Origin of the sequence: Ruania alba (assembly GCF_900105765.1) — a bacterium.
Lineage (GTDB): Bacteria > Actinomycetota > Actinomycetes > Actinomycetales > Beutenbergiaceae > Ruania > Ruania alba.
On the sequence record NZ_FNTX01000002.1, the window covers coordinates 1,030,171 to 1,048,854 of the forward strand.

General features: G+C 70.3%; 21 protein-coding genes. 7 read left to right on the forward strand and 14 right to left on the reverse strand.

Going from position 1 to position 18,684, the window contains the following annotated elements; translation table 11 throughout:
* Positions 1–37 precede the first annotated feature (37 nt).
* From BLU77_RS15185 to BLU77_RS15235, 11 genes are read right to left on the reverse strand one after another with little or no spacing between them, the layout of a single operon-like run.
* Positions 38–865, reverse strand: a complete 828-nt coding sequence (locus BLU77_RS15185) for an inositol monophosphatase family protein (protein ID WP_089775860.1) — start codon at positions 863–865, stop codon at positions 38–40.
* Positions 862–2,067 carry an alpha-D-ribose 1-methylphosphonate 5-triphosphate diphosphatase gene (locus BLU77_RS15190; protein WP_089773919.1) on the reverse strand — a complete coding sequence of 402 codons (1,206 nt, stop codon included), beginning with the start codon at positions 2,065–2,067 and terminating at the stop codon, positions 862–864. The genes BLU77_RS15185 and BLU77_RS15190 overlap by 4 nt, the downstream gene beginning before the upstream one ends.
* Positions 2,064–2,834, reverse strand: a complete 771-nt coding sequence (locus tag BLU77_RS15195) for an ATP-binding cassette domain-containing protein (RefSeq protein ID WP_089775863.1) — start codon at positions 2,832–2,834, stop codon at positions 2,064–2,066. The genes BLU77_RS15190 and BLU77_RS15195 overlap by 4 nt, the downstream gene beginning before the upstream one ends.
* A gap of 17 nt (positions 2,835–2,851) precedes the next feature.
* Positions 2,852–4,636, reverse strand: coding sequence for an alpha-D-ribose 1-methylphosphonate 5-phosphate C-P-lyase PhnJ (locus BLU77_RS15200; RefSeq protein WP_089773920.1), 1,785 nt, complete (start codon positions 4,634–4,636; stop codon positions 2,852–2,854).
* Positions 4,633–5,790, reverse strand: a complete 1,158-nt coding sequence (locus BLU77_RS15205; RefSeq protein ID WP_217632471.1) for a carbon-phosphorus lyase complex subunit PhnI — start codon at positions 5,788–5,790, stop codon at positions 4,633–4,635. Before BLU77_RS15205 ends, BLU77_RS15200 begins: the two co-directional genes overlap by 4 nt.
* Positions 5,790–6,413, reverse strand: a complete 624-nt coding sequence (phnH, locus tag BLU77_RS15210; RefSeq protein WP_089773921.1) for a phosphonate C-P lyase system protein PhnH — start codon at positions 6,411–6,413, stop codon at positions 5,790–5,792. Before phnH ends, BLU77_RS15205 begins: the two co-directional genes overlap by 1 nt.
* On the reverse strand, positions 6,410–6,844 hold the full coding sequence (locus BLU77_RS15215) for a phosphonate C-P lyase system protein PhnG (protein ID WP_089773922.1): 435 nt from the start codon (positions 6,842–6,844) through the stop codon (positions 6,410–6,412). Before BLU77_RS15215 ends, phnH begins: the two co-directional genes overlap by 4 nt.
* Before the next feature lie 50 nt (positions 6,845–6,894).
* The gene (phnE, locus tag BLU77_RS15220) at positions 6,895–8,613 is read right to left on the reverse strand and encodes a phosphonate ABC transporter, permease protein PhnE (RefSeq protein ID WP_217632472.1); all 1,719 of its coding nucleotides are present in this window, start codon (positions 8,611–8,613) and stop codon (positions 6,895–6,897) included.
* A complete protein-coding gene (phnC, locus tag BLU77_RS15225) occupies positions 8,610–9,413 on the reverse strand; it encodes a phosphonate ABC transporter ATP-binding protein (protein WP_245708887.1) in 804 nt (267 codons plus the stop codon). The genes phnE and phnC overlap by 4 nt, the downstream gene beginning before the upstream one ends.
* 3 nt (positions 9,414–9,416) lie before the next feature.
* A complete protein-coding gene (locus BLU77_RS15230; RefSeq protein WP_089773923.1) occupies positions 9,417–10,373 on the reverse strand; it encodes a phosphate/phosphite/phosphonate ABC transporter substrate-binding protein in 957 nt (318 codons plus the stop codon).
* A gap of 42 nt (positions 10,374–10,415) precedes the next feature.
* Positions 10,416–11,240, reverse strand: a complete 825-nt coding sequence (locus BLU77_RS15235) for a MurR/RpiR family transcriptional regulator (protein ID WP_175477134.1) — start codon at positions 11,238–11,240, stop codon at positions 10,416–10,418.
* 86 nt (positions 11,241–11,326) lie between these two features.
* On the opposite strand from BLU77_RS15235, the gene BLU77_RS15240 reads away from it, so the two are divergent.
* A complete protein-coding gene (locus tag BLU77_RS15240; RefSeq protein WP_089773925.1) occupies positions 11,327–13,159 on the forward strand; it encodes a gamma-glutamyltransferase family protein in 1,833 nt (610 codons plus the stop codon).
* A gap of 105 nt (positions 13,160–13,264) precedes the next feature.
* Entirely contained in the window at positions 13,265–13,768 is a 504-nt protein-coding gene (locus BLU77_RS15245; protein WP_089775870.1) for a gluconokinase, read from the forward strand.
* Here the strand turns inward: BLU77_RS15245 and BLU77_RS15250 are convergent.
* The gene (locus BLU77_RS15250) at positions 13,765–14,565 is read right to left on the reverse strand and encodes an NAD(P)/FAD-dependent oxidoreductase (RefSeq protein WP_342741470.1); all 801 of its coding nucleotides are present in this window, start codon (positions 14,563–14,565) and stop codon (positions 13,765–13,767) included. The two genes, BLU77_RS15245 and BLU77_RS15250, sit on opposite strands and share 4 nt — an antisense overlap.
* Complete coding sequence (locus BLU77_RS23085; RefSeq protein WP_342741471.1) at positions 14,541–14,774, reverse strand: FAD-dependent oxidoreductase; 234 nt, start codon at positions 14,772–14,774, stop codon at positions 14,541–14,543. The genes BLU77_RS15250 and BLU77_RS23085 overlap by 25 nt, the downstream gene beginning before the upstream one ends.
* 79 nt (positions 14,775–14,853) lie before the next feature.
* On the opposite strand from BLU77_RS23085, the gene BLU77_RS15255 reads away from it, so the two are divergent.
* Entirely contained in the window at positions 14,854–15,444 is a 591-nt protein-coding gene (locus tag BLU77_RS15255; RefSeq protein WP_089773926.1) for a helix-turn-helix domain-containing protein, read from the forward strand.
* Between the two features lie 67 nt (positions 15,445–15,511).
* Here the strand turns inward: BLU77_RS15255 and BLU77_RS15260 are convergent, their stop codons facing one another.
* The gene (locus tag BLU77_RS15260; protein WP_089773927.1) at positions 15,512–16,066 is read right to left on the reverse strand and encodes a helix-turn-helix domain-containing protein; all 555 of its coding nucleotides are present in this window, start codon (positions 16,064–16,066) and stop codon (positions 15,512–15,514) included.
* 101 nt (positions 16,067–16,167) lie between these two features.
* Between BLU77_RS15260 and BLU77_RS15265 the strand changes: the two genes are divergently transcribed.
* The 4 genes from BLU77_RS15265 (at position 16,168) to BLU77_RS15280 (ending at position 18,670) form a co-directional block, all read left to right on the forward strand.
* On the forward strand, positions 16,168–16,836 hold the full coding sequence (locus tag BLU77_RS15265) for an AzlC family ABC transporter permease (protein ID WP_089775873.1): 669 nt from the start codon (positions 16,168–16,170) through the stop codon (positions 16,834–16,836).
* Positions 16,829–17,152, forward strand: coding sequence for an AzlD domain-containing protein (locus BLU77_RS15270; protein WP_089773928.1), 324 nt, complete (start codon positions 16,829–16,831; stop codon positions 17,150–17,152). Before BLU77_RS15265 ends, BLU77_RS15270 begins: the two co-directional genes overlap by 8 nt.
* A 278-nt stretch (positions 17,153–17,430) precedes the next feature.
* Entirely contained in the window at positions 17,431–17,766 is a 336-nt protein-coding gene (locus BLU77_RS15275; RefSeq protein WP_089773929.1) for a hypothetical protein, read from the forward strand.
* An 82-nt stretch (positions 17,767–17,848) separates the two neighbouring features.
* The gene (locus BLU77_RS15280) at positions 17,849–18,670 is read left to right on the forward strand and encodes a DeoR/GlpR family DNA-binding transcription regulator (protein WP_089773930.1); all 822 of its coding nucleotides are present in this window, start codon (positions 17,849–17,851) and stop codon (positions 18,668–18,670) included.
* The last annotated feature ends 14 nt before the right edge of the window (positions 18,671–18,684 follow it).

Below are 18,684 nucleotides of genomic sequence, written 5' to 3' on the forward strand. Positions count from 1 at the left end.
GCCTACGCCAGCCGGTTAGGTCGCCGCAATCCGAGAGTCAGATCGTGGCAGTGATCAGCGCGCCGATCTCCTCGGCCAGGTCGCGGCTGGCTGCCACCACACCCGAGTAGCGACGGGTCAGGTCATGGGAGAAGTCGAGGTCGCGGCCGAAGGCGTCGCAGACGTGCCCGCCGGCCGCCGGCACGATCAGCTGGGCCGCGATCAGGTCCACGAGGCGGTGCGTGTCCGATCCCGGGTCGGCGAACGCATCGATCGAGCCGTCCGCCACCAGCATCGACTCCAGGCAACTGGTCGAGAGGATCCGCACCCGGCCTGCCCGTCCGCTCAGGGCCGTCCAGACCCCGGTGGTGTCGCCCCGTGCCCCGACCTTCGGGCGCAGCATCGACAATGCGGACCCGGCCAGGGCGGTCCGGCCGCTGGTCCGGTACGTCACCGGCACACCCGCCCGCGCGCTGATGCTGCGCCCCGTCTCCAACCAGCAGGTGAGGGCTTCGACCGGCGTGCCGTCCGCCACGAGCGCACCGGAGAAACAGGAGAGCGGTACACCGGCGGCCGCGTTCGCGGAGCCGTCGAGCGGATCGACCACCAGGGTGCGGGCACTGCCGTGATCGAGGAAACCCACCTCCTCGCTGAGCACGTTGATCCGGTGAGCCTCGGCGACGGCGACGATCGCGTCCTCGACGAGTTCGTCGATGCGCATCGTGGGCGTGCCGTCTGCCCCCATCCGCACCTCCTCCGCCCGCGCCTGGCGATCCAGTGCCGACCATGCGTGCCGCGCTGCGGTCGACGCCGCCCGGCACGCCTCCGCGAGTATGGGGTTCAGATCGGCAGGGAGTGCGGGCTCGGGCAGCGCGGTAACCGTCATGCCCGCACACCCGTGGCCGAGAAGGTGGAGACCGCCGTCGGCCACTGCCTGTCGAGATCGACGAGTACCAGATCGGCGCGAAGCCCGGGTTCGATTCGACCTCGGTCGCTCAGCCCGGCCACGGCGGCCGGACCTGCCGTGAGCAGCCGGAACGCCTCCGGCGGCTCGACGCCCAGATCGCGGCGCAGTACCGCGAGGCTGCCAAGTAGCCCGGACGGGAGATAGTCCGAGGCGAGTGCATCCACCAGCCCTGCCGTGATGAGCTCGGCGGCGCTCACGTTGCCCGAGTGGGAGGAACCTCGGAGCACGTTCGGAGCTCCAGCAACGGTGAGCAGCCCACACTCCCTCGCACGGCGGGCCGCGGCCAGCGTGGTCGGGAACTCCGCCACCGCACCCCCGCGGGCGAGGAGCTGATCGATCGCCTCGGCCGTGTCCGGGTCGTGCCCGAGCAACCGGGCCCTTCCCGACGACGCCAGCTCGCCCGCCCAGGTGAGGTTCGCCTCGCGCACGTGCTCGGTCCGGGCGGCCTGCTCCATCCGCTCCTGCACGCGACGTTCGACCTCGGCGCGGTCCTCGCCGGACTCGACGAGTGTGTCGATGAAGTGGCCCACGTCGGCATACTGGCCCTGACCGGGTGTGTGGTCCTCATGGGAGAGCAGGATCGGGCCGGTGCCGGGTGACAGATCCGCGATCCGGGTGCCGATCAGCTCGGCGCCCTGGTCGGAGCGGACGTTGAAGCGGTGCAGCACCCGATGGTCCACCCGGGTGCTGGTGAAGGCGTCCACCACGTCGCACAGCTCGAGGGCGAGCGAGGGCCGGCGAGCGACGCCGTCGGAGACCTTGTTGTGGAAGCCGGCGCCGTGGAAGACCGTGGTGATCCCGGCGGCCACCACCTTGCCTTCGAAGGACGCCATCGCGTAGTCCCACGGCAGCTCGGCCGACGGACGCGGGGTGCGCTCCTTCTCCAGCGCATCGCTGTGCACATCGATCAGGCCAGGCGCGAGCAGCAGCCCGCCGCCGTCCACGTCACCGCGGATCTTGGCCGACTCCACCACCTCGGCGATCAGCCCGTTCTCGACGGCGACCGCCGCCCGATCGGTGACCCGCCCGGGAAGCACTACGTGGACGTCGGAGATGACGTAGTCGGCCGGGGTGGTGCCGAACCGCCAGCCCTGCCGCACTGCTGAGATGGTCGTGCTCATGCGTAGGCCTCCTCCAGGACGGCGTGCCCGGGGACGAGCACGTCCTGCGGTGGTCCGTCCGCGGTGATCTGACCGTCGGCCATGACCAGCACCCGTCCGGCCACCCGGCGGATGATGCTCATGTCGTGGTAGACGGCCAGCACGGAGACGTCCTGGTGGCGCAGGGCCTCGATCACCTCCAGCGCGAGGGTCCGGTTCGCCGGATCGAGAGCCGAGACCGGTTCGTCCAGCAACAACAGCCGTGGCGGGCTGACGGTTCCGGCAGCCAGATTGACCCGCTGGCGCTCACCACCGGAGAGCACCGAGCAGTCCACGTCCCACAACCGCTCCTCGATGCCCAGCCGCAGGAGCGCAGCGGCGGCGGCCTCCCGTGCCTGTCCGCGGTCGAGGCCCCGGCGCAGCGCCGCATCGCTGACCAGTCGCAGCGGTCCCACCCGCGGTGGGGCGTTGAGGAACTGGGAGACGTAGCCGAAGTCCCGCCCGCGCAGGCGTGCCATCGACCGGTCGTCCAGCGCCGTCAGGTCCACGGACTTGTGCCCGTCGTGCAGCACCACCGTGCCGGAGTCGGGCAGGTAGTTGCGGTAGATGCACCGCAGCAGGCTCGACTTGCCCGCCCCGCTGGCACCTGCCAGTGCGAGGTGCTCGCCCCGGCGCAGGGTGAAGGAGACCGAACGCAGCGACTGCACCCGCCGGTCGATGGCGTGCAGCGTGAACGACTTCGTCAGCTCGGTCACGGTGAGGATCGGCTCGGGGTGGGGTGAGGTCATCATGTGCTCTTCCGGTGTCATGCCCGTGCCGCCGCGACGAGCTGCTGGGTGTAGGGGTGGTGCGGGTCGGCGAACAGTTGGTCGGTCAGTCCTGACTCGACGACGCGCCCGTGGCGCATCACGACGGCACGGTCGGTGAGCGCGTCGATCACCGCGAAGTCGTGGCTGACCACGACGACGGCGAGCTCACGTTCGGCGAGCAGCTCACGCAGCAGGTCCAGCACGCCGGCCGCCACTGCGGCGTCCAGTCCGGTGGTGGGTTCGTCCAGCAGCAGCACCTGCGGATCGGTGGCGAGCGCCTTGGCGATCTGCACCCGCTGGCGCATCCCTCCGGAGAACTGCCCCACGACGTCGTCGATCCGGTTCAACGGGACCTCGACCCGTTCCAACAGCTCGGCGGCCCGGCGCCGGATCCGGTGGTAGGACCGCCAGCCGGCGGCCACCAGCGCGTCGGCGATGTTCCCGCCGGCGGAGATCGCCAGATCGAGCCCGGCGGCCGGATCCTGGTAGACCACGCTGAGCACGTGGGTGCGCAGCGCGCGCCGTTCCGACGGCGTCAGCTGGAGCAGGTTCGTCTCCCCGCGGTCCACGGCCCCGATCCGGACACTGCCGGTGGCGTCGAGCTCGTCGCCGACGATGCAGCGCATCACGGTCGACTTGCCGGACCCGGACTCGCCGATCACGCCGAGCGCCTCAGCGGGGGCGACGTCGAAGGAGACATCCGCCGCGGCGACTACCTCGGAGGATCCGCGCCCGCCGGGGAAGATCCTGCCGAGCCCGTCTACCCGTAACGACCAGTCCTGCCCGGGGGCGGTCACGCCGGCCGGCGGTGGGACGTGCTCGGTGGGATCGACCTTCGCCCGGGCCCGTACACGGGTATTCGGGTCGGGGTAGTAGTGCCGGGGCACGAGGCGCTCATGGGCGTCGAGGTCGGCCTCGCCGGCGCGGACCTTCAGGCACCACTGCACGTCCGAGCAGATGAACTCGCCGGTCCTGGTCTCCACCATGAACGACTCGGCGGTCCCGCACTGGGCGCAGGTGACGCCGTCGAGGTGCTCGACCTCGAAGGGCACATCGGAGAAGGACAGCGGTTCGACGTCGGTGTAGGGCGGGACGGCGTAGATCTTCTTGTCGCGGCCGTGGCTGAGGAGGGTGAGACTGTCGCTCTGGTGCAGTCGCGGCACGTCCCAGCGCGGGATCGGGCTGGGCGACATCAGGTAGCGCCCGTGCACGAGCACCGGGTGACCGGCCCCGGTGCCCATCACGCCGGTGAGGGAGAGCCGCTCGTACAGCGCCACCCACATCTTGGCGTAGTCGGCCTCGGCGTGGCGGCGCTTGCACTCATAGACCGAGCGCTCGACCGCGCGCAGCGGCTCCGACTGCGGCACCTGCAGCACCAGCGTCTGGTGGTTGCCCAGGTGCTCCTCCGGCACCCGGTGACGGGACTGCACGATCGTCGACTCCGCCGTATCGGCAGTGGCCGAGCAGCCGAGCACGCCCACGAGCAGCCGGCGCAGGTTGACTGCGTTGACCCCCTCCTCGTCGCCCTGGTCGATCACCTTGACGGTGTCGTCAGGCCCGCCGATCGCGAGCGTCACCTGGAGGCCACCGGAGCCCCAGCCGCGAGCGACCGGCATCTCCCGTGATCCGAACGGCACGATATAGCCAGGCACGCAGATGCCGGAGAGGACCGCACGCCGGACCTCGCGCTTGGCCTGTTCGTCCATGACGACGGGCCGGTTCTCAGCCCCGGACTCGGCCACCAGGGTCTCGAGAGTCGGTGCGGCAGTCGTGGCGGTCATCGGTCGTTCCTCTCGGTGGCGGCAGCCGTCGCGATGGGGGTCGTGGCGTTCTCGTCGGGATCCTCGGCGAGGTGTTCGAGTGCGTCGGCTTCCGCCCGTGCGGCCATGGCGGCATCCAGCCCGGACTGGAAGGTCACGTAGTGCGGCAGCTTCAGGTGCTCCAGGAAGCCGCTGGCCGAGAGCCCGTCGGTGGTGTGCATGAGGATCTGCTGCAGGCGCTTGCCGTCCTCGGTGCCGCGGAACCGGTGCGCGGCGATGTCGAGGGTGGCTCCCGAGATGGTCTTGCGCTCGTTGTGGCCCAGCGCCATGGCGTACCCGACGTCGTAGGTGGTCGGGTCCTCTCCGCGCAGCCCACCCAGGTGGGCGACGGCCTCGGTCTCGCTCACCCGGATCCGCCCGATCTCGACGGCCTCGCCGGTGTGCGGGTGCTGCACGCGGACCGGGAGGCGGCCGTGGCGGACCTCGCCGAGGGTGACGTTCTCGGTGGCGTACCCATCGGTGCCGAGGATCGACTGATACCAGATGTTGATCAGGCCGCCGGTGTCGGCCTGCGCGATCGCGGACAGCCATGCCGAACGCTGGGCGGGTAGCTCGGCGGCCTTGAGCTGGATGTCGAAGGGTTCCGCGTCTGCGCCGGTGTCGCGGTCGACCAGCACTCCTTTCTCGGCGAGCTGATCGCGGAACCGCAGGAAGGGCTCGTCCGGCGGGTGGGAGAGGGGCTCGCCGTCCAGCTCGTCCACGATCGGCAGTGGCAGGTCGGTGCCCTCATGGATGATCCGGGCGGTGTAGTCGACGGTCTCGCCGAGCAGGATCGGACCGTCGGGCTGGCGCTGGGTGGAGACCACCCGGCGCAGAATCTGAAGCTCGCGCGGGTCCAACGGTTCGCTGAACTCCAGGCGGGGCAGGGTCGAACGGTGGGCGCGGATCAGGTGGACCGCCTCGGTGATATCACCATTGGCCTGGAGGAAGGCCGAGGCTGCGGTCTCCGGGGACCACAGTCCGCCCTCGCCCATGATCCGGTCGATCGCGAGCGGGAAGCTCTCGACGACGGACGCGGCCGTCAGGGCGCCGTCCAGCTGGGCGCGCCGCTCCAGCACGAGCCGTTCCGCGGCGACGATCGCCTCGGTCCCGCCCTTGTTCGTTCCGGCGTACATCAGATCACCTCGATCGTGGTGGTGCGGGGCAGACCGGCGAGCGTGCCGTCGTCGGCCACGAGCAGGCAGTCGATGCCGGCGGGGTAGTCGGCCACGAGTGCCGCACGTTGGGTCACCCAGGCCGGGCTGAGGCCGGTGACCGCGATCGTCGCGGGCGTGGCCGGTGGGATGCCCGGGCCGCGTAGTTGCCAGGGACCGGACGCCGTCAGGGAGTGCACGCGCTGAACCAGCACGGCGCCCTGCTCGGGCGACCAGTGCGAGCCGGTGCTCAGCTCGACCCAGTCCAAGGGCTCGGCGAGCGCGAGCGCGAAGCGGGCCCGCCCAGGACTGACCACGGGTGCACCGGTCAGCCGGCCGACCGTGGCGACCGCCCGGGTGGTGGCATCGTCGGGACCGGCGGGCAGCGCCGCGAGCGGAGCCATCAGGTCCACCAGAGCGAGCAGCGGTGCGAGTGCCGCCGGGACGGGCTCGGGCACCGCCCCGGCGGGGAGGCGGTGCAGGGTGCCGGGGCGTGCCAGTGCCTCCATGGAGGCGTGAAAGACCTGCTGGGAGACGGTGGGTGAGAGCTCCCGGAGCACCGGCCAGGACTCGACCGGGGCGAGCGGGGTGGTGGTGATGGTCACGGGATCTCCTCGAACTCGACGATGGATGGGGCCAGGCGCTCCCACTCCCGGGCGCGGCCGGCCCGGCGTTGTTCGGCGCTGCGGGTGCACAGGTCGCCGACCTCACCGGCCCGGGGTCCGTCGCTGGTGTACTCGGCCGCGAGGATGGCGGCGGCGAGGGCGGCCATCTTGTCGCCGCCCAGCCGCATCGCCCAGCCCGGGGAGCCCCGGCGGGTGACCTCGGCGCGGCAGACCATCGTGTCGCCGAGGATGAACCGCTCCTCGGCGATGGGCTCGCGCACCTGCGTGACGACGACTCCGACGGTGGCCGGGCGGGTCACCGTGATGTCGGGGTCGTCGGTGAGGCATGCGGAGGCCAGGGCAATGACCTCGGCGGCGTCGGCCTGGTTGAGCTCGGAACTCACCCAGGCGGGAATGAGTGGTGTGGTCATGGTGGCCTTTCGTAGGGACGGAGCCTCGTGAACGGGGCTTGGGCGGGGTCTCACTGGACCTTCTTGCGGGTCCACAGGGCGAGTGCTTCGGAGAGCAGCACGGTGGCGACCACGAGGATCAGGCAGGTGGTGACCACCCCGAACTCGAGAACGCGGGAGGCGTTGGTCATGTAGAAGCCGATGCCGCCGGCGCCGATCACGCCCAGGCCGGTCGCGGCCCGCAGGTTGGTGTCGAGCTGGTGCATCGTGTGTGCGGCCAGGGCGGGGGCGACCTGACGCAAGGTGGCGGCGAAGAACACCTGCACGTCGCCCGCCCCGGAGGCGCGGACGGCGTCCTGGACGCGGACGTCGACCTCTTCCAGGGAGTCGGCGATCACCTTCGCGAAGAACCCGATCGCCCCGATGGACAGTGCGAGTGCACCGGCGGTTGCGCCGAGGCCGGTGATGACCACGAAGCAGATGCCGATGATGATCCCTGGGATGGCGCGGATCGCCACCACACAGGCGCGGAAGGTGGCTGCCACGCGTGGCCCCGGAGAGACGTTGCGGGCGGAGAGCAGGCCGAACGGGATGGCGAGGACGAGGCCCACCAGGGTGCCGGCCAGGCCCATCTGGATGGTCTCAAGCATGGTGGCGAGCAGCTTCTCGCCGATGCCGCCGGTGCTCGGTGGTACGTACAGCGCCAGCGTCTCGATGGCGTTCGCGAGTCCGCTGCTGAGCTGGCGCACGGAGATGTCGGCTGCCAGGAGGGAGACAATCACGGCGACGACGATCAGCACGTTCCAGCCGGTGGTGCGGATGCGTCGGCCGGTCCACGGCGGGCTCACCCGGGCGGTCGAGCCCTCGGAGCGGATCCAGGAGGGGCTGGGCAGGTGGGCCCGGAAGACCGACGACCACCGGGAGGGGCGGGAGGTGTCGGTACCGCCGAGCATCTGCTTACGGATCAGCCCCGAGACCAGCTCGGCGAGCAGGCAGAGCACCAGTAGTACGGCGGACAACCCCATGCCGAGCCGGTAGTTCATCGTTTCCAGTGCGGCCGAGATGTGCATGCCGATTCCGCTGACGCCGACGAAGCCGAGGATCACCGAGCCGCGCAGGTTGATGTCGAACGCGTGCAGGGTGGTGGCCACGATCTGCGGGCGCAGCTGCGGCAGGATCCCGCCGACGATCTGTTGGACCTGACCTGCGCCGGCGGCACGGAGCGCCTCCCGTGGTCCGGGGTCGATCTCCTCGATCGCATCGGCGAACAGCTTGCCCATCATCCCGACAGATCCGAGCCCGAGGGCGATGATCCCGGGCAGTGCCCCCAGGCCGACGGCGCGGACGAAGAAGGTGGCGACGATGAAGTCCGGGACGGCGCGTTCGAGCACGATCAGGACCCGGGCGGCAGTCCGCACCGAGCGGTTCCCGCAGGTGTTCTTCGCGGCGAGGAACGCCAGCGGCACACTGACGATGAGTCCGAGGACGGTCGCCAGGGCCACGATCGCCAGTGTCTGGGCGACCATGTCCCAGATCTCGCCCGGGCCGGGCAGCGTGAACGGGAAGGTGCGGCTGAGGAAGTCGACCGTGTTGTCCCAGCCGTCGATGAGGGTGGCGATGTTGATGTGCAGCGCCTGGACCGACCAGCAGGCGGCCCCGAGGACCACCAGCAGCGTGAGGGTGAGCAACCGGGTGCTGGTGTCGGTGCGGGGGCGCAGCGGCAGGTCATCACCGCCCGGGCCGGGCCGGTGGCCCGACCCGGGCGACGTCGTCGAGGTGGCGGTGCTCACGCGGTGGCCTCGGCGCGGTAGATGGCCATCGCCTGCTCGCGGGTGAGGTCGTCGGCGCTGTCGTCGAAGACCACCTTCCCCTCGCGCAGACCGATGACGCGTTCGGCGAAGCCGAGCGCGAGGTCCACCTGGTGCAGGCTGCACACCACGGTCAGCCGGTCCTCGGCGCTGATGCGGGTGAGCACCTCGAGCACGCCGGCACTCGACTCCGGATCGAGCGAGGCCACCGGTTCGTCCGCGAGCAGGATCGAGGGTTCCTGGATCAGCGCGCGGGCGATCGCCACCCGCTGCTGCTGCCCGCCTGAGAGCGTGTCGGCCCGTTGGAAGGCGCGGTCGGCCAGGCCCACCCGGTCGAGCTGGTCGAGCGCCCGACGGCGTCCCTCCCGCGGGTAGGACCACAGCCCCATCCGTGGGCCCCAGAGAGAGCCGAGCATGCCGGTGCACACGTTCTCCAGGGCGGTCATGCTGCCCACGAGATGGAAGTTCTGAAAGATGAACCCGATGTCGCGTCGCACGGCCCGGATGCCGCGCCGGGAGAGGGAGGACAGGGCGGTGCCGTGCACCGCCACCGTGCCGGCGGTGGGCTCCTGCAGCCGGTTGATGTGGCGTAGCATCGTCGACTTCCCGGAGCCGGAGCGTCCGAGCAGCACGGTGCGTTGCCCGACGGGAATCTCCACGCTCACGTCGTCGAGCCCGCGGACGGTCTCGGTGAACTGCTTGGTGACGCCGGTCAGGGCGATGGCCGGGGGCTGATCCGGCCCGGTCGTGGGGGCGGTGCGGCTGGGTGCCACGGTCGCCACGCCTCAGCCCTCCGTGGCGGTGCAGGCCTCGGCCTCGGTGGCCTCGCACACCTGCCGGACGCCGTCGTAGAGCGAGTCCTCGACGCCGATGTAGCCCCAGTTGCCGAGCCCGCACATGCCGTCCTCGGCGCTCTCGTCGCACTCGCCGGACTCACGCAGGGCGTCGACGTTGATCTGCTCCAGATAGATCTCGCGGATCTGCTGGGTCATGCCCTCGGGAAGTGACCCGCTGACGGTCAGCGGTGAGGACGGGATCAGTTCGGACTGCCAGATCTGGCGGATCTCACCGTCGGCGATCTGACCGGTCTCCAGCAGTTGCTCGGTGGCCATGCCCTCGGTGCTGAACGCCAGGTCGCACTGCCCGTCCGCGAGCGCCAGCACCGAGGCGTCGTGGCCACCGGCGAAGAGCGGGTTGATGTCGGTCTCGGGGTCGAGGCCGGCAGAGATCAGTCCTTCGGTCGGGAAGAGGTAGCCGGAGGTGGAGGCCGGGTCCACGAAGCAGACGGTCTGTCCGGCAGCGTCCTCGAGGGATTCGATCTCGGAGTCGGCGCGCACGCTGGCCACCGAGTGGTAGCCGCCTTCGTCCTCGGGGCCTTCGCCCATGAACCCGATGAGCTCCAGATCGACGCCGCTGTCGTGGGCGAGGACGTAGGAGAACGGGCCGTACTGCGCCATGTGCGCCTGCCCGGAGCGCTGCGCTTCGATGGTGGCGGCGTAGCTGGTGGCGAGGTGGTACTCGACCTCGATATCGAGCTCACGCTCGAGGATGCGCAGCGGCAGGGAGTCGTTCGGGTCGAGCTCGGTGCGGTCCTCGGAGGGGATCACGGCAACGATGAGGGTCTCGGGCATCTCGCCGGATTCGCTGGTGCCGGCGTCGGCGGCGCTGGTGCACGCGGCGAGCGTGAGGGAGGACGCGGCGAGGGTGGTCAGGGCAAGGGTGGTGCGGCGATGACGGGACATCGAGGGCTCCTTCGAGGCGGGATGATCGGTCGGGCAGGGAGGTCAGGCGGTCTCGGTGGGGGTGGGGGTGCGTACCTGGGCCCAGACGGCTTCGAGCACGGCGTGGTGGACCGGTCGGCTGGCCATATCGGCGGTGCGGTGCTCGTCGGCGGCAGCACCGGCGACGATGGTGATATCGCACAGGCGCGCGAGGTCGGACCCGGCGAAACTGGTCAGGGCGAGGGTGGTGATGCCTCGCTCGCGAGCGATGTGGACGGGACGCAGGGTGTCCTTGGTGGTGCCGGAGTGGCTGATCGCGAAGACCACGTCCTCGGTGGTCAGCTGCTCGGCGACGGCCTGCTGAGTGTGGCGGTCGGTGGGATGGGTCGCGGAGAATCCGGCCCAGCTGAGCCACATCCCGAAGGCAGTGGCGACCGGCTGGGAGGGGCCGGCCGCCGGGATGAGGATGCGGCGGCCGCCCCGGATGGCGTCGGCTGCCCGCTGCACCGCCACGAGGTCGATACTGACCAGGGTCTGCGCCATCGCGGAGAGGACGTTGCCGAGCACCTGGCCGGCCACGCTGCGTGATCGGTACGGGTCGATGACCGCATCGAGGTCGTAGCCGCCGATCCGTGCATCGGCGGCCAGGCGTTGCTTGAAGTCCAGGTAGCCGGGTAGGCCGATGGCGTGGCACAGCCGCACCACGGAGCCGACGGAGGTTCCGGTGGTGTCGGCGAGCCGGGCTGCCGACATGGCGAGCACGCGGTCGGGGTCGGCGAGAATCGCCTCGCCGACTGCGCGCACGGTCGGGGTGAGGCGGGGCAGCTGGGAGCGGATCACCTCGGCGATCGGCACGTCCCGTGTGCTCTGTTCGACCTGGGTCGGCATGGCGACGACGCTAGGAACGGAAGGTGAGCAACCGGTGACGGCGAAACAGAATGGAAGGTACGTTCCCTTGGACATCCGGTGCTGGAATGAATCTTCCAACGCGGTCCGGGCATCGATCACTCTCTAGAGTGGGCGAGGTGACCTTCACCACCCGCCCCGAGATCGTTGGCACCTTCGGCACAGTCGCCTCCACCCACTGGCTCGCCTCGGCGAGCGGGATGGCGGTCCTGGAGGCAGGTGGTAACGCCTTCGACGCCGCCGTCGCCTCCGGGCTGGTGTTGCACGTGGTCGAACCGCACCTGAACGGACTCGGCGGGGACATGCCGGTGCTCTGCCACGAGGCGACCACGGGCCGGACCTTCACCGTCTGCGGCCAGGGCGTGGCGCCGTCGTCGGCCACCCCGGAGGCCTACGCGGCGCACGGCATCGAGGAAATCCCCGGCACCGGACTGCTCGCGGCCACCGTTCCCGGCACGTTCGGCGCCTGGATGCTGATGCTGGAGCGGTACGGGAGCCTGACCCTGAGGGAGGTGGCCCAGTATGCGATCGGGTACGCCCGTGACGGGTACCCGTTCCTGGCTCAGGCCGCCACAGCGGTCGCAGCCCTGGAGGACGTGTTCACCGGCCACTGGCACGCCTCGGCCGAGATCTACCTACCGGGCGGACGGGCTCCCGAGGCAGGGGAGCGGTTCTGCAATCCCGCGCTCGCGGCCACCCTGGAGCGCCTGGTGGCCGAGGGGGAGGCGGCCGGGCCCGGACGGGAGCAGCAGATTGAGGGGGCCCGCCAGGCGTTCTACTCGGGTTTCGTCGCCGAGCAGATCGACATCTTCGCAGCCAGCGAGCAGTTCGACGGGGTCGGCTCCGGTGCCCACCGCGGCTTCCTGACCGGCGCCGACCTGGACGTGTGGCGGGCGCGCGAGGAGGAGCCGCTCACGGTCGACTTCGCTGGGGTACAGGTGGCCAAGACCCAGCCGTGGGGGCAGGGACCGGTGCTGTTGCAACAGCTCGCGATGCTGGAGCAGCTCGACCTGGCGGAGATGTCGGACGCGGATCTGGTGCACACGGTCACCGAGGTGGCCAAGCTCGCTTTCGCCGACCGGGAGGCCTGGTACGGGGACCCCGAGCACAGCGACGTGCCCGTCGAGGAGCTGCTCCGCGCCGGGTATGCCGCCGAGCGGGTGGGACTGGTCGGTGCCGACGCCAGCGGTGAGCTGCGCCCCGGGAGCCCAGGAGGCCGGGCGCCGCGCCTGCCGGCGCGGGTGGTCGCCGCGATGGCCGACGGCGGAGCTTGGCCGGACGGGTTGGCCACCCCTGGTCAGGGGGAACCCACCGTCGCCCGCGGCGACACCTGCCACCTGGACGTGGCCGACCGGTGGGGGAACGTGGTGGCCGCCACCCCCTCCGGGGGCTGGTTGCAGTCCTCCCCGACGATCCCGGGGCTCGGCTTCGCGCTGGGCACCCGGGCGCAGATGTTCTGGCTGGAGCAGGGGCTGGCGTCCTCGCTGGTGCCGGGGGCCCGGCCACGCACCACGCTCAGCCCCGGCCTGCTGCTGGGTACTGATCGGGTGCTGGCGTTCGGCACTCCGGGCGGCGACCAGCAGGACCAGTGGACAGTCCCGTTCCTGATCAACCACCTGGTGCGCGGGATGGACCTGCAGGCGGCGATCGATGCGCCGTCCTGGCACTCCATGCACTGGCCGAGCTCGTTCGCGCCGCGGGTGGCCCAGCCGCGGGGGATGCGGGCGGAGTCCCGGCTCGGTGCGGACGTGCTCGCCGAGCTGCGCGCCCGCGGCCATCAGGTGGAGGACGCAGGCGACTGGTCGCTGGGCCGGATCAGCGCGGCCGGCACCCGCCCGGACGGGATGCTGCACGCGGCGGCGAACCCCCGCGGCATGCAGGGCTACGCCGTCGGGCGTTAACCACGCGCACCCACGGCCCACCCCTCTCCCGCCGAACGCAACGTTGTGCGGCGATTTCGCGAGACAGTGCCGCACAGCATTGCGTTCGGCGGGACAATGGCGGACATGGCACACACTCCTCGGCACGTCGTGGTGATGGGCGTCTCCGGCAACGGCAAGAGCACCGTCGGCGCGGCGCTCGCGGACCATCTCGGCGCCGTCTTCCTCGAGGGCGACGACTTCCACCCCGAGGCCAACGTGGCGAAGATGAGCGCCGGCACGCCGCTCACCGACGACGACCGGTGGCCTTGGCTGGACGCGCTTGCCGCTGAGATCGCGCGCCGGGACAAGGCAGGGGAACGGACCGTGCTGGCCTGCTCGGCACTGCGGCACACCTACCGTGACCGCCTCCGCGCCGGCATGCCCGGCCTGTTCTTCGTGCACCCGGTGGCCGATTACGACACGATCCACGCGCGCATGCAGGCCCGGCAGCACTTCATGCCGCCGGCGCTCCTCACCTCCCAGTTCGACACGCTCGAGGACCTGCGCGAGGACGAGCCCGGGGAGGTCGTGGACGCGACCGCACCCCCGAACGTGGTGATCGGGGAGGCCATCGCCGCGGTCGACTAGAGCCCGCGGTCCCCGGCGACGATCCGGGCCACCTCGGCCTCCGACTCCGGCGAGAACACGTCCCGGTACTGCGCCACCGCAGCAGCAGCGTCGCTCATCGCCAGGTCCGCGTTGATCATCGCACCTGCTTGACCGCCCGCCGCTGCCGCGGGCCCGACCTGAGCTGCCATATCGGTGACGTTCCCAGCCGCCCAGACCCCGGGCACGGCGGTCTTGCCGGACATTGCCTCGACCGGGATGTGCACGCCCATCCCGCTCGGGTGCTCGGTCGGGATGAGACCCAGGCTGCTGAGGAAGCCCGCCCGCGCCACCATCCGAGTGGCGACGGCGATCACCTCCCGGGCCACGACCGTCCCGTCAGCAAGGCGCACCCCAGTGATGGTGCCCTCGGACTGTTCGACCGCCGTCACCTTCCCCTCGACCACGCGGATGCCGACGGCGGCCAGCTTCTCCAGCTCCTCGGCGGGCAGGGCGGCCTGGTGGGAGAAGACCGTGACGTCGTCGGAGAGCTGGTGGAACAACAGGGCCTGGTGCACGGTCATCGGGCCGGTGGCCAGCACGCCGATCGCCCGGTCCTGGACCTCCCAGCCGTGACAGTACGGGCAATGCACCACGCCGCGTGCCCATTGCTCGGCGAGTCCGGGCACGGGTGGCAGCTCGTCCACCACCCCGGCGGTGACGAGAATGCGCCGGGCCCGGGTGGTGCGTCCGTCGGCCAGGCGCACCTCGAAGTCGTCCACACTCCCGACGACGTCGCTCACCTCCCCGGAGATCACCTCGCCCCCGTAGCCGCGCACCTCCTCCCGGCCACGGGCGAGCAGCTCGGCCGGGGAGTGCCTTCGCGGGCGAACAGTCCGTGCACGGCGTCTGCCGGGGCGTTGCGGGGCCGGCCGGCGTCGATCACGGCCACGCTCCGGCGCGAGCGGGCCAGCATCAGCGCACCGTTCAGCCCGGCAGCGCCGCCGCCGATCACGACGACCTCGTACGAATCCTTCAGTTGGGTCATGGGGACCACCTCCGCCTCGGAGCATGCCCTCAGTACAGGCGAGTAGCAAACATCATTGCTGCTATGGCAAACTGAGTGGATGGACGATGAGCTCGAGCACGCACTGGACGGCGTCGGGACCCGGTTGCGGAGCCTGCGCACCGAGCGCGACATCACGCTGACGGACCTGGGCAGGAGTACCGGGATCTCGGTGAGTACCCTCTCCCGGCTGGAGTCCGGCTCGCGCCGACCGACCCTGGAGTTGCTGCTGCCGCTGGCGCGGGCGTACGGGGTCTCGCTGGACGAGCTGGTGGACGCGCCGCCCACCGGCGATCCGCGGATCCATCTGAAGCCGATCACCCAGCACGGCATGACGATGCTGCCGCTGACCCGGCGCCCCGGTGGGATCCAGGCGTACAAGCTGGTGATCGCTGCCGGGCCGGTCAAGCAGCCGGAGCCGAAGACGCACGAGGGCTATGAGTGGATGTACGTGCTGAACGGACGGCTGCGCGTGGTGCTCGGCGAGCACGACCTGGTGATGGAGCCCGGGGAGGCAGCCGAGTTCGACACCCGGGTGCCGCACTGGTTCGGCTCCGCCGATGGTGCGGCGGTGGAGTTCCTCAGCCTGTTCGGCACTCAGGGGGAGCGGGCGCACCTGCGCGCGGCACCACGGAAGAAGCGGGACAGCTGACCCTGTGGGGTGCGTTGATGTCGTGTTTGCGCGGTATCCCGACCGAAACGCACCCCACACCAGACCGCTAGCGCTGCTCGCTCACCAGGAGCGCGTGTGCCGGCCCGTCGAGAGCCTCGAAGGTGTGCGGTTCGGTGCCGTGGTAGCTGATGAAGTCCCCGGCCGCCAAGGTCTCCTCGGCGCCGACCGGCCCCAGTCGGACCTGCCCTGCCGCGATATAGACGTGCTCGACCGTGCCGGCGGCGTGTGCGGCGGCCAGGTGCGGCTGCCCCGGCTCGGCAGTGATGCGGAACAGGTCGCGGCGCGCCCCGGGCGGGCATGCCGCCAGCAGAGTGGCCAGGTAGTCGGCGTCGGTGGCCTGGACCGAGGGGCCTGAGCCCGCGCGAATCACGTCCACGGATGCGCGAGGCGGCGCGATGAGTTGAGAGAGGGGCACGCCCAGCGCCGTGGCCAGGGCCCACATGGTCTCCAGACTCGGGTTTCCGGCTCCGGCTTCGAGCTGGGAGAGCGTGGACTTCGCGACGTTCGCGAGCCGGGCGAGCTCGGTGAGGCTGTACCCGCAGCGCACGCGCTCGCGGTGGATGCTGGCGGCGATCACCGCACGGGGGAGTCCTTCGCTCACGTTCGTTGTATCCTCCGATCTGTTCGGCTTGCCGAACACGACGCCGATGGTTCATCATAACGATCATGCGTTCGGAACGGCGAACAGGTGGGGTGATCGAGATGGCTGACTCGGCTCTCCGGGACCCGCTCGTCCGCGGCGGTGTGTCGATGGGACTCGCGGTGGCCCTGATCGGGATCGCCTACGGGGCACTCACCGTCGACGGTGGCCTACCGGTTTGGCTCGCCCCGCTGCTCGGGGTGCTGGTGCTGGCAGGGGCGTCGGAGATGCTCTTCGTCGGGCTCGCCGCGGGAGGGACGAGTCCGTGGTTGGCGATGGCGGCGGCGCTGCTGGTGAACACGCGGCACCTGCCGTACGGGATGGCCGTGCGGCGGCTGCTCGGTACCGGCTTCTGGCGGGTGGTGCGCACGCACGTGATGAACGATGAGTCCGTGGCCTACGGGCTCGCCCAGCGCGACCCCGAGCGGGCCCGCCGGGCATACACGATCGCCGGTCTCTCCGTGCTGGTCGGATGGCCTGTGGGGGCGCTCGCTGGTGGGTTGCTCGGCCGGGTGATCGACCAGAACGCCTGGGGGTTGGATGCGGTGTTCCCGGCGGTGATCCTCGCGCTGCTGCTGCCGGCGCTGCGGGAGTCCCGGCTGCGAGTGCCGGTGCTGGTGGCCGTGGTCGTCTCGGTGGCGGCCTCGGCGTGGGCGCCCACCGGGCTGGCACCGGTGCTGGGGTTGGTCGCGTTGCCGCTGCTACTGATCCGGAGGTGGCGTGATGCCTGAGCTGTGGACCATCCTGCTGGCCGGTCTCGGCCTGGCCCTGGGCACCTTTGCCATCCGTGCCTCCGGCGGCGCAGCCGGAGGGTTGCTCGAGTCCCGGCCGCGCGTCCAGCAGCTGATGGAAGATGGTGCCGTGCTCGTGCTCGCCTCCGTGATGGCCACCACTGCCCTCACCGACGGCGCAGCATTCGCCGGGTGGGCGCGTCCGGCCGGGGTGGCGCTCGCCGGGGTGCTGGCCTGGCGCGGGGTGCCGTTGCCGGCCGTGCTGGTGGTGGCCGCAGCCAGCACGGCAGGATTGCGTGCGCTTGGGGTGGAGTGATGCGCGCGGGCTGCCGTATCAGGACGGCCCGGCCACGCACCTGAGGGGAGTCAGTGGCTCCCGGCACGGGTGGGGCCCGCCGAAGCGAAGGAGTGGGTCGATGACTCGTCACCGGGGCAGGAAGAGCGCGGGATGTGCGGTGGCGATAGTGATCGCGCTGGGCGCAATGTCCGGATGCAGTGTGGACAGCCTGATCGAGGCAGGCATCGAGCGAGCCGCCGAAGAGCGAGGGCGAGAACGTCGATGTCAACGTCGATACCGACGATGGCGGTTTCCAGGTGGACAGCGAGGACGGCTCCTTCTCGGTCGGGGATGATCTCCCGGAGAGCTTCCCCGCAGACATCCCGTTGATCGACGGTGACATCCTCAGTGCCTCGGCGATGCAGTCCGACGGGGCGTCGGGGTGGGCCGTTCAGATTCAGGCGACGGGTGAGGGTGCGTTCGAGCGCGCACAGCAGGCCCTGCGGGCCGCCGGTTTCGGTGAGTCCGAAGAGTCTTTCTCGATGTCTTCCGGGGACCTGGAGATGGTGGGTCTCGACAACGGTCGTTGGCAGGTGTTGCTCGCGTCGATCGAGGCTGAGGGTGTGGTCAGTGACACCGTCACCGAGATGTAGCGGAGGCCTGTCGGGATACCCACGTTCCGGCCGAACCGGTACTCTGAACGGGTAATATTTCCCCGACGATGGAGGCGATCGGATGGCTGTATCCCGCGCTGATCGTCCACTCTCGGTTCGTAGTCGAACTCGAATGGTGCGACAAGAGGAAATAGCCTCCTACGTCCTCACCCATGGTGTTGCGACACCGAACGAGCTGACCGAAGTTGTCGGTGCCAGCTTGATGACCATTCATCGCGATCTCGATGAGCTCGCGCGACGTGGTTTGATCCGCAAGTTTCACGGCGGAGTGTCAGCAACACCGTCGTCGGTCTTCGAGAGCAGTTCCGCCTTCCGGATGAAAGTGCAACCCGAGCACAAAGAAGCACTGGCCGGGGAGGCGATGCAGCGCATCGAGCCGGGAATGTCCTTGATGCTCGACACGTCGACGACAAACCTGTTTCTCGCCCGACATATCGCGCGCGCGGGACCTATGCAGTTGACAGTGATCACGAATTATGTGCCGATCCTGCAGACGCTTCGCGGCTGCGAGGACATCGATCTGATCATCATCGGTGGTGCCTATAACGCGAATCACGAGTCGTTCTTCGGAATGAACGCCGTGGAGATGGCCGAGTCGCTCCACGTGAATCTCGCCATTCTCAGTACGTCGTCCATGACGCCCCGCCTGACGTTTCACCAGGACCAGGACATCGTGACCATGAAGCGCGCCATGATGGAAGCCGCGGATCGGCGGCTCTTGCTGATGGACCCCACGAAGATCAAGCACACGGCGCTGCACCAGCTGGCGCCGACGAGCGCGTTCGACGAACTCGTGATCACCGACCCCGAGGACGCGGAGTTCATCCGGTCCGTGGGTGAACACGTGCGCACCACGGTGATCGATGTCCGCGGGGCCTCCTGACATCCCGAGCGGGC

What these genes read in the sequence shown, in the direction of transcription:
- BLU77_RS15185 (WP_089775860.1), bottom strand. Translation starts at nt 865, where the DNA reads ATGACGGTTACCGCGCTGCCCGAGCCCGCACTCCCTGCCGATCTGAAC.
- BLU77_RS15190 (WP_089773919.1), bottom strand. Translation starts at nt 2,067, where the DNA reads ATGAGCACGACCATCTCAGCAGTGCGGCAGGGCTGGCGGTTCGGCACC.
- BLU77_RS15195 (WP_089775863.1), bottom strand. Translation starts at nt 2,834, where the DNA reads ATGACCTCACCCCACCCCGAGCCGATCCTCACCGTGACCGAGCTGACG.
- BLU77_RS15200 (WP_089773920.1), bottom strand. Translation starts at nt 4,636, where the DNA reads ATGACCGCCACGACTGCCGCACCGACTCTCGAGACCCTGGTGGCCGAG.
- BLU77_RS15205 (WP_217632471.1), bottom strand. Translation starts at nt 5,790, where the DNA reads ATGTACGCCGGAACGAACAAGGGCGGGACCGAGGCGATCGTCGCCGCG.
- BLU77_RS15215 (WP_089773922.1), bottom strand. Translation starts at nt 6,844, where the DNA reads ATGACCACACCACTCATTCCCGCCTGGGTGAGTTCCGAGCTCAACCAG.
- BLU77_RS15230 (WP_089773923.1), bottom strand. Translation starts at nt 10,373, where the DNA reads ATGTCCCGTCATCGCCGCACCACCCTTGCCCTGACCACCCTCGCCGCG.
- BLU77_RS15235 (WP_175477134.1), bottom strand. Translation starts at nt 11,240, where the DNA reads ATGCCGACCCAGGTCGAACAGAGCACACGGGACGTGCCGATCGCCGAG.
- BLU77_RS15240 (WP_089773925.1), top strand. Translation starts at nt 11,327, where the DNA reads ATGAATCTTCCAACGCGGTCCGGGCATCGATCACTCTCTAGAGTGGGC.
- BLU77_RS15245 (WP_089775870.1), top strand. Translation starts at nt 13,265, where the DNA reads ATGGCACACACTCCTCGGCACGTCGTGGTGATGGGCGTCTCCGGCAAC.
- BLU77_RS23085 (WP_342741471.1), bottom strand. Translation starts at nt 14,774, where the DNA reads ATGACCCAACTGAAGGATTCGTACGAGGTCGTCGTGATCGGCGGCGGC.
- BLU77_RS15255 (WP_089773926.1), top strand. Translation starts at nt 14,854, where the DNA reads ATGGACGATGAGCTCGAGCACGCACTGGACGGCGTCGGGACCCGGTTG.
- BLU77_RS15265 (WP_089775873.1), top strand. Translation starts at nt 16,168, where the DNA reads ATGGCTGACTCGGCTCTCCGGGACCCGCTCGTCCGCGGCGGTGTGTCG.
- BLU77_RS15270 (WP_089773928.1), top strand. Translation starts at nt 16,829, where the DNA reads ATGCCTGAGCTGTGGACCATCCTGCTGGCCGGTCTCGGCCTGGCCCTG.
- BLU77_RS15280 (WP_089773930.1), top strand. Translation starts at nt 17,849, where the DNA reads ATGGCTGTATCCCGCGCTGATCGTCCACTCTCGGTTCGTAGTCGAACT.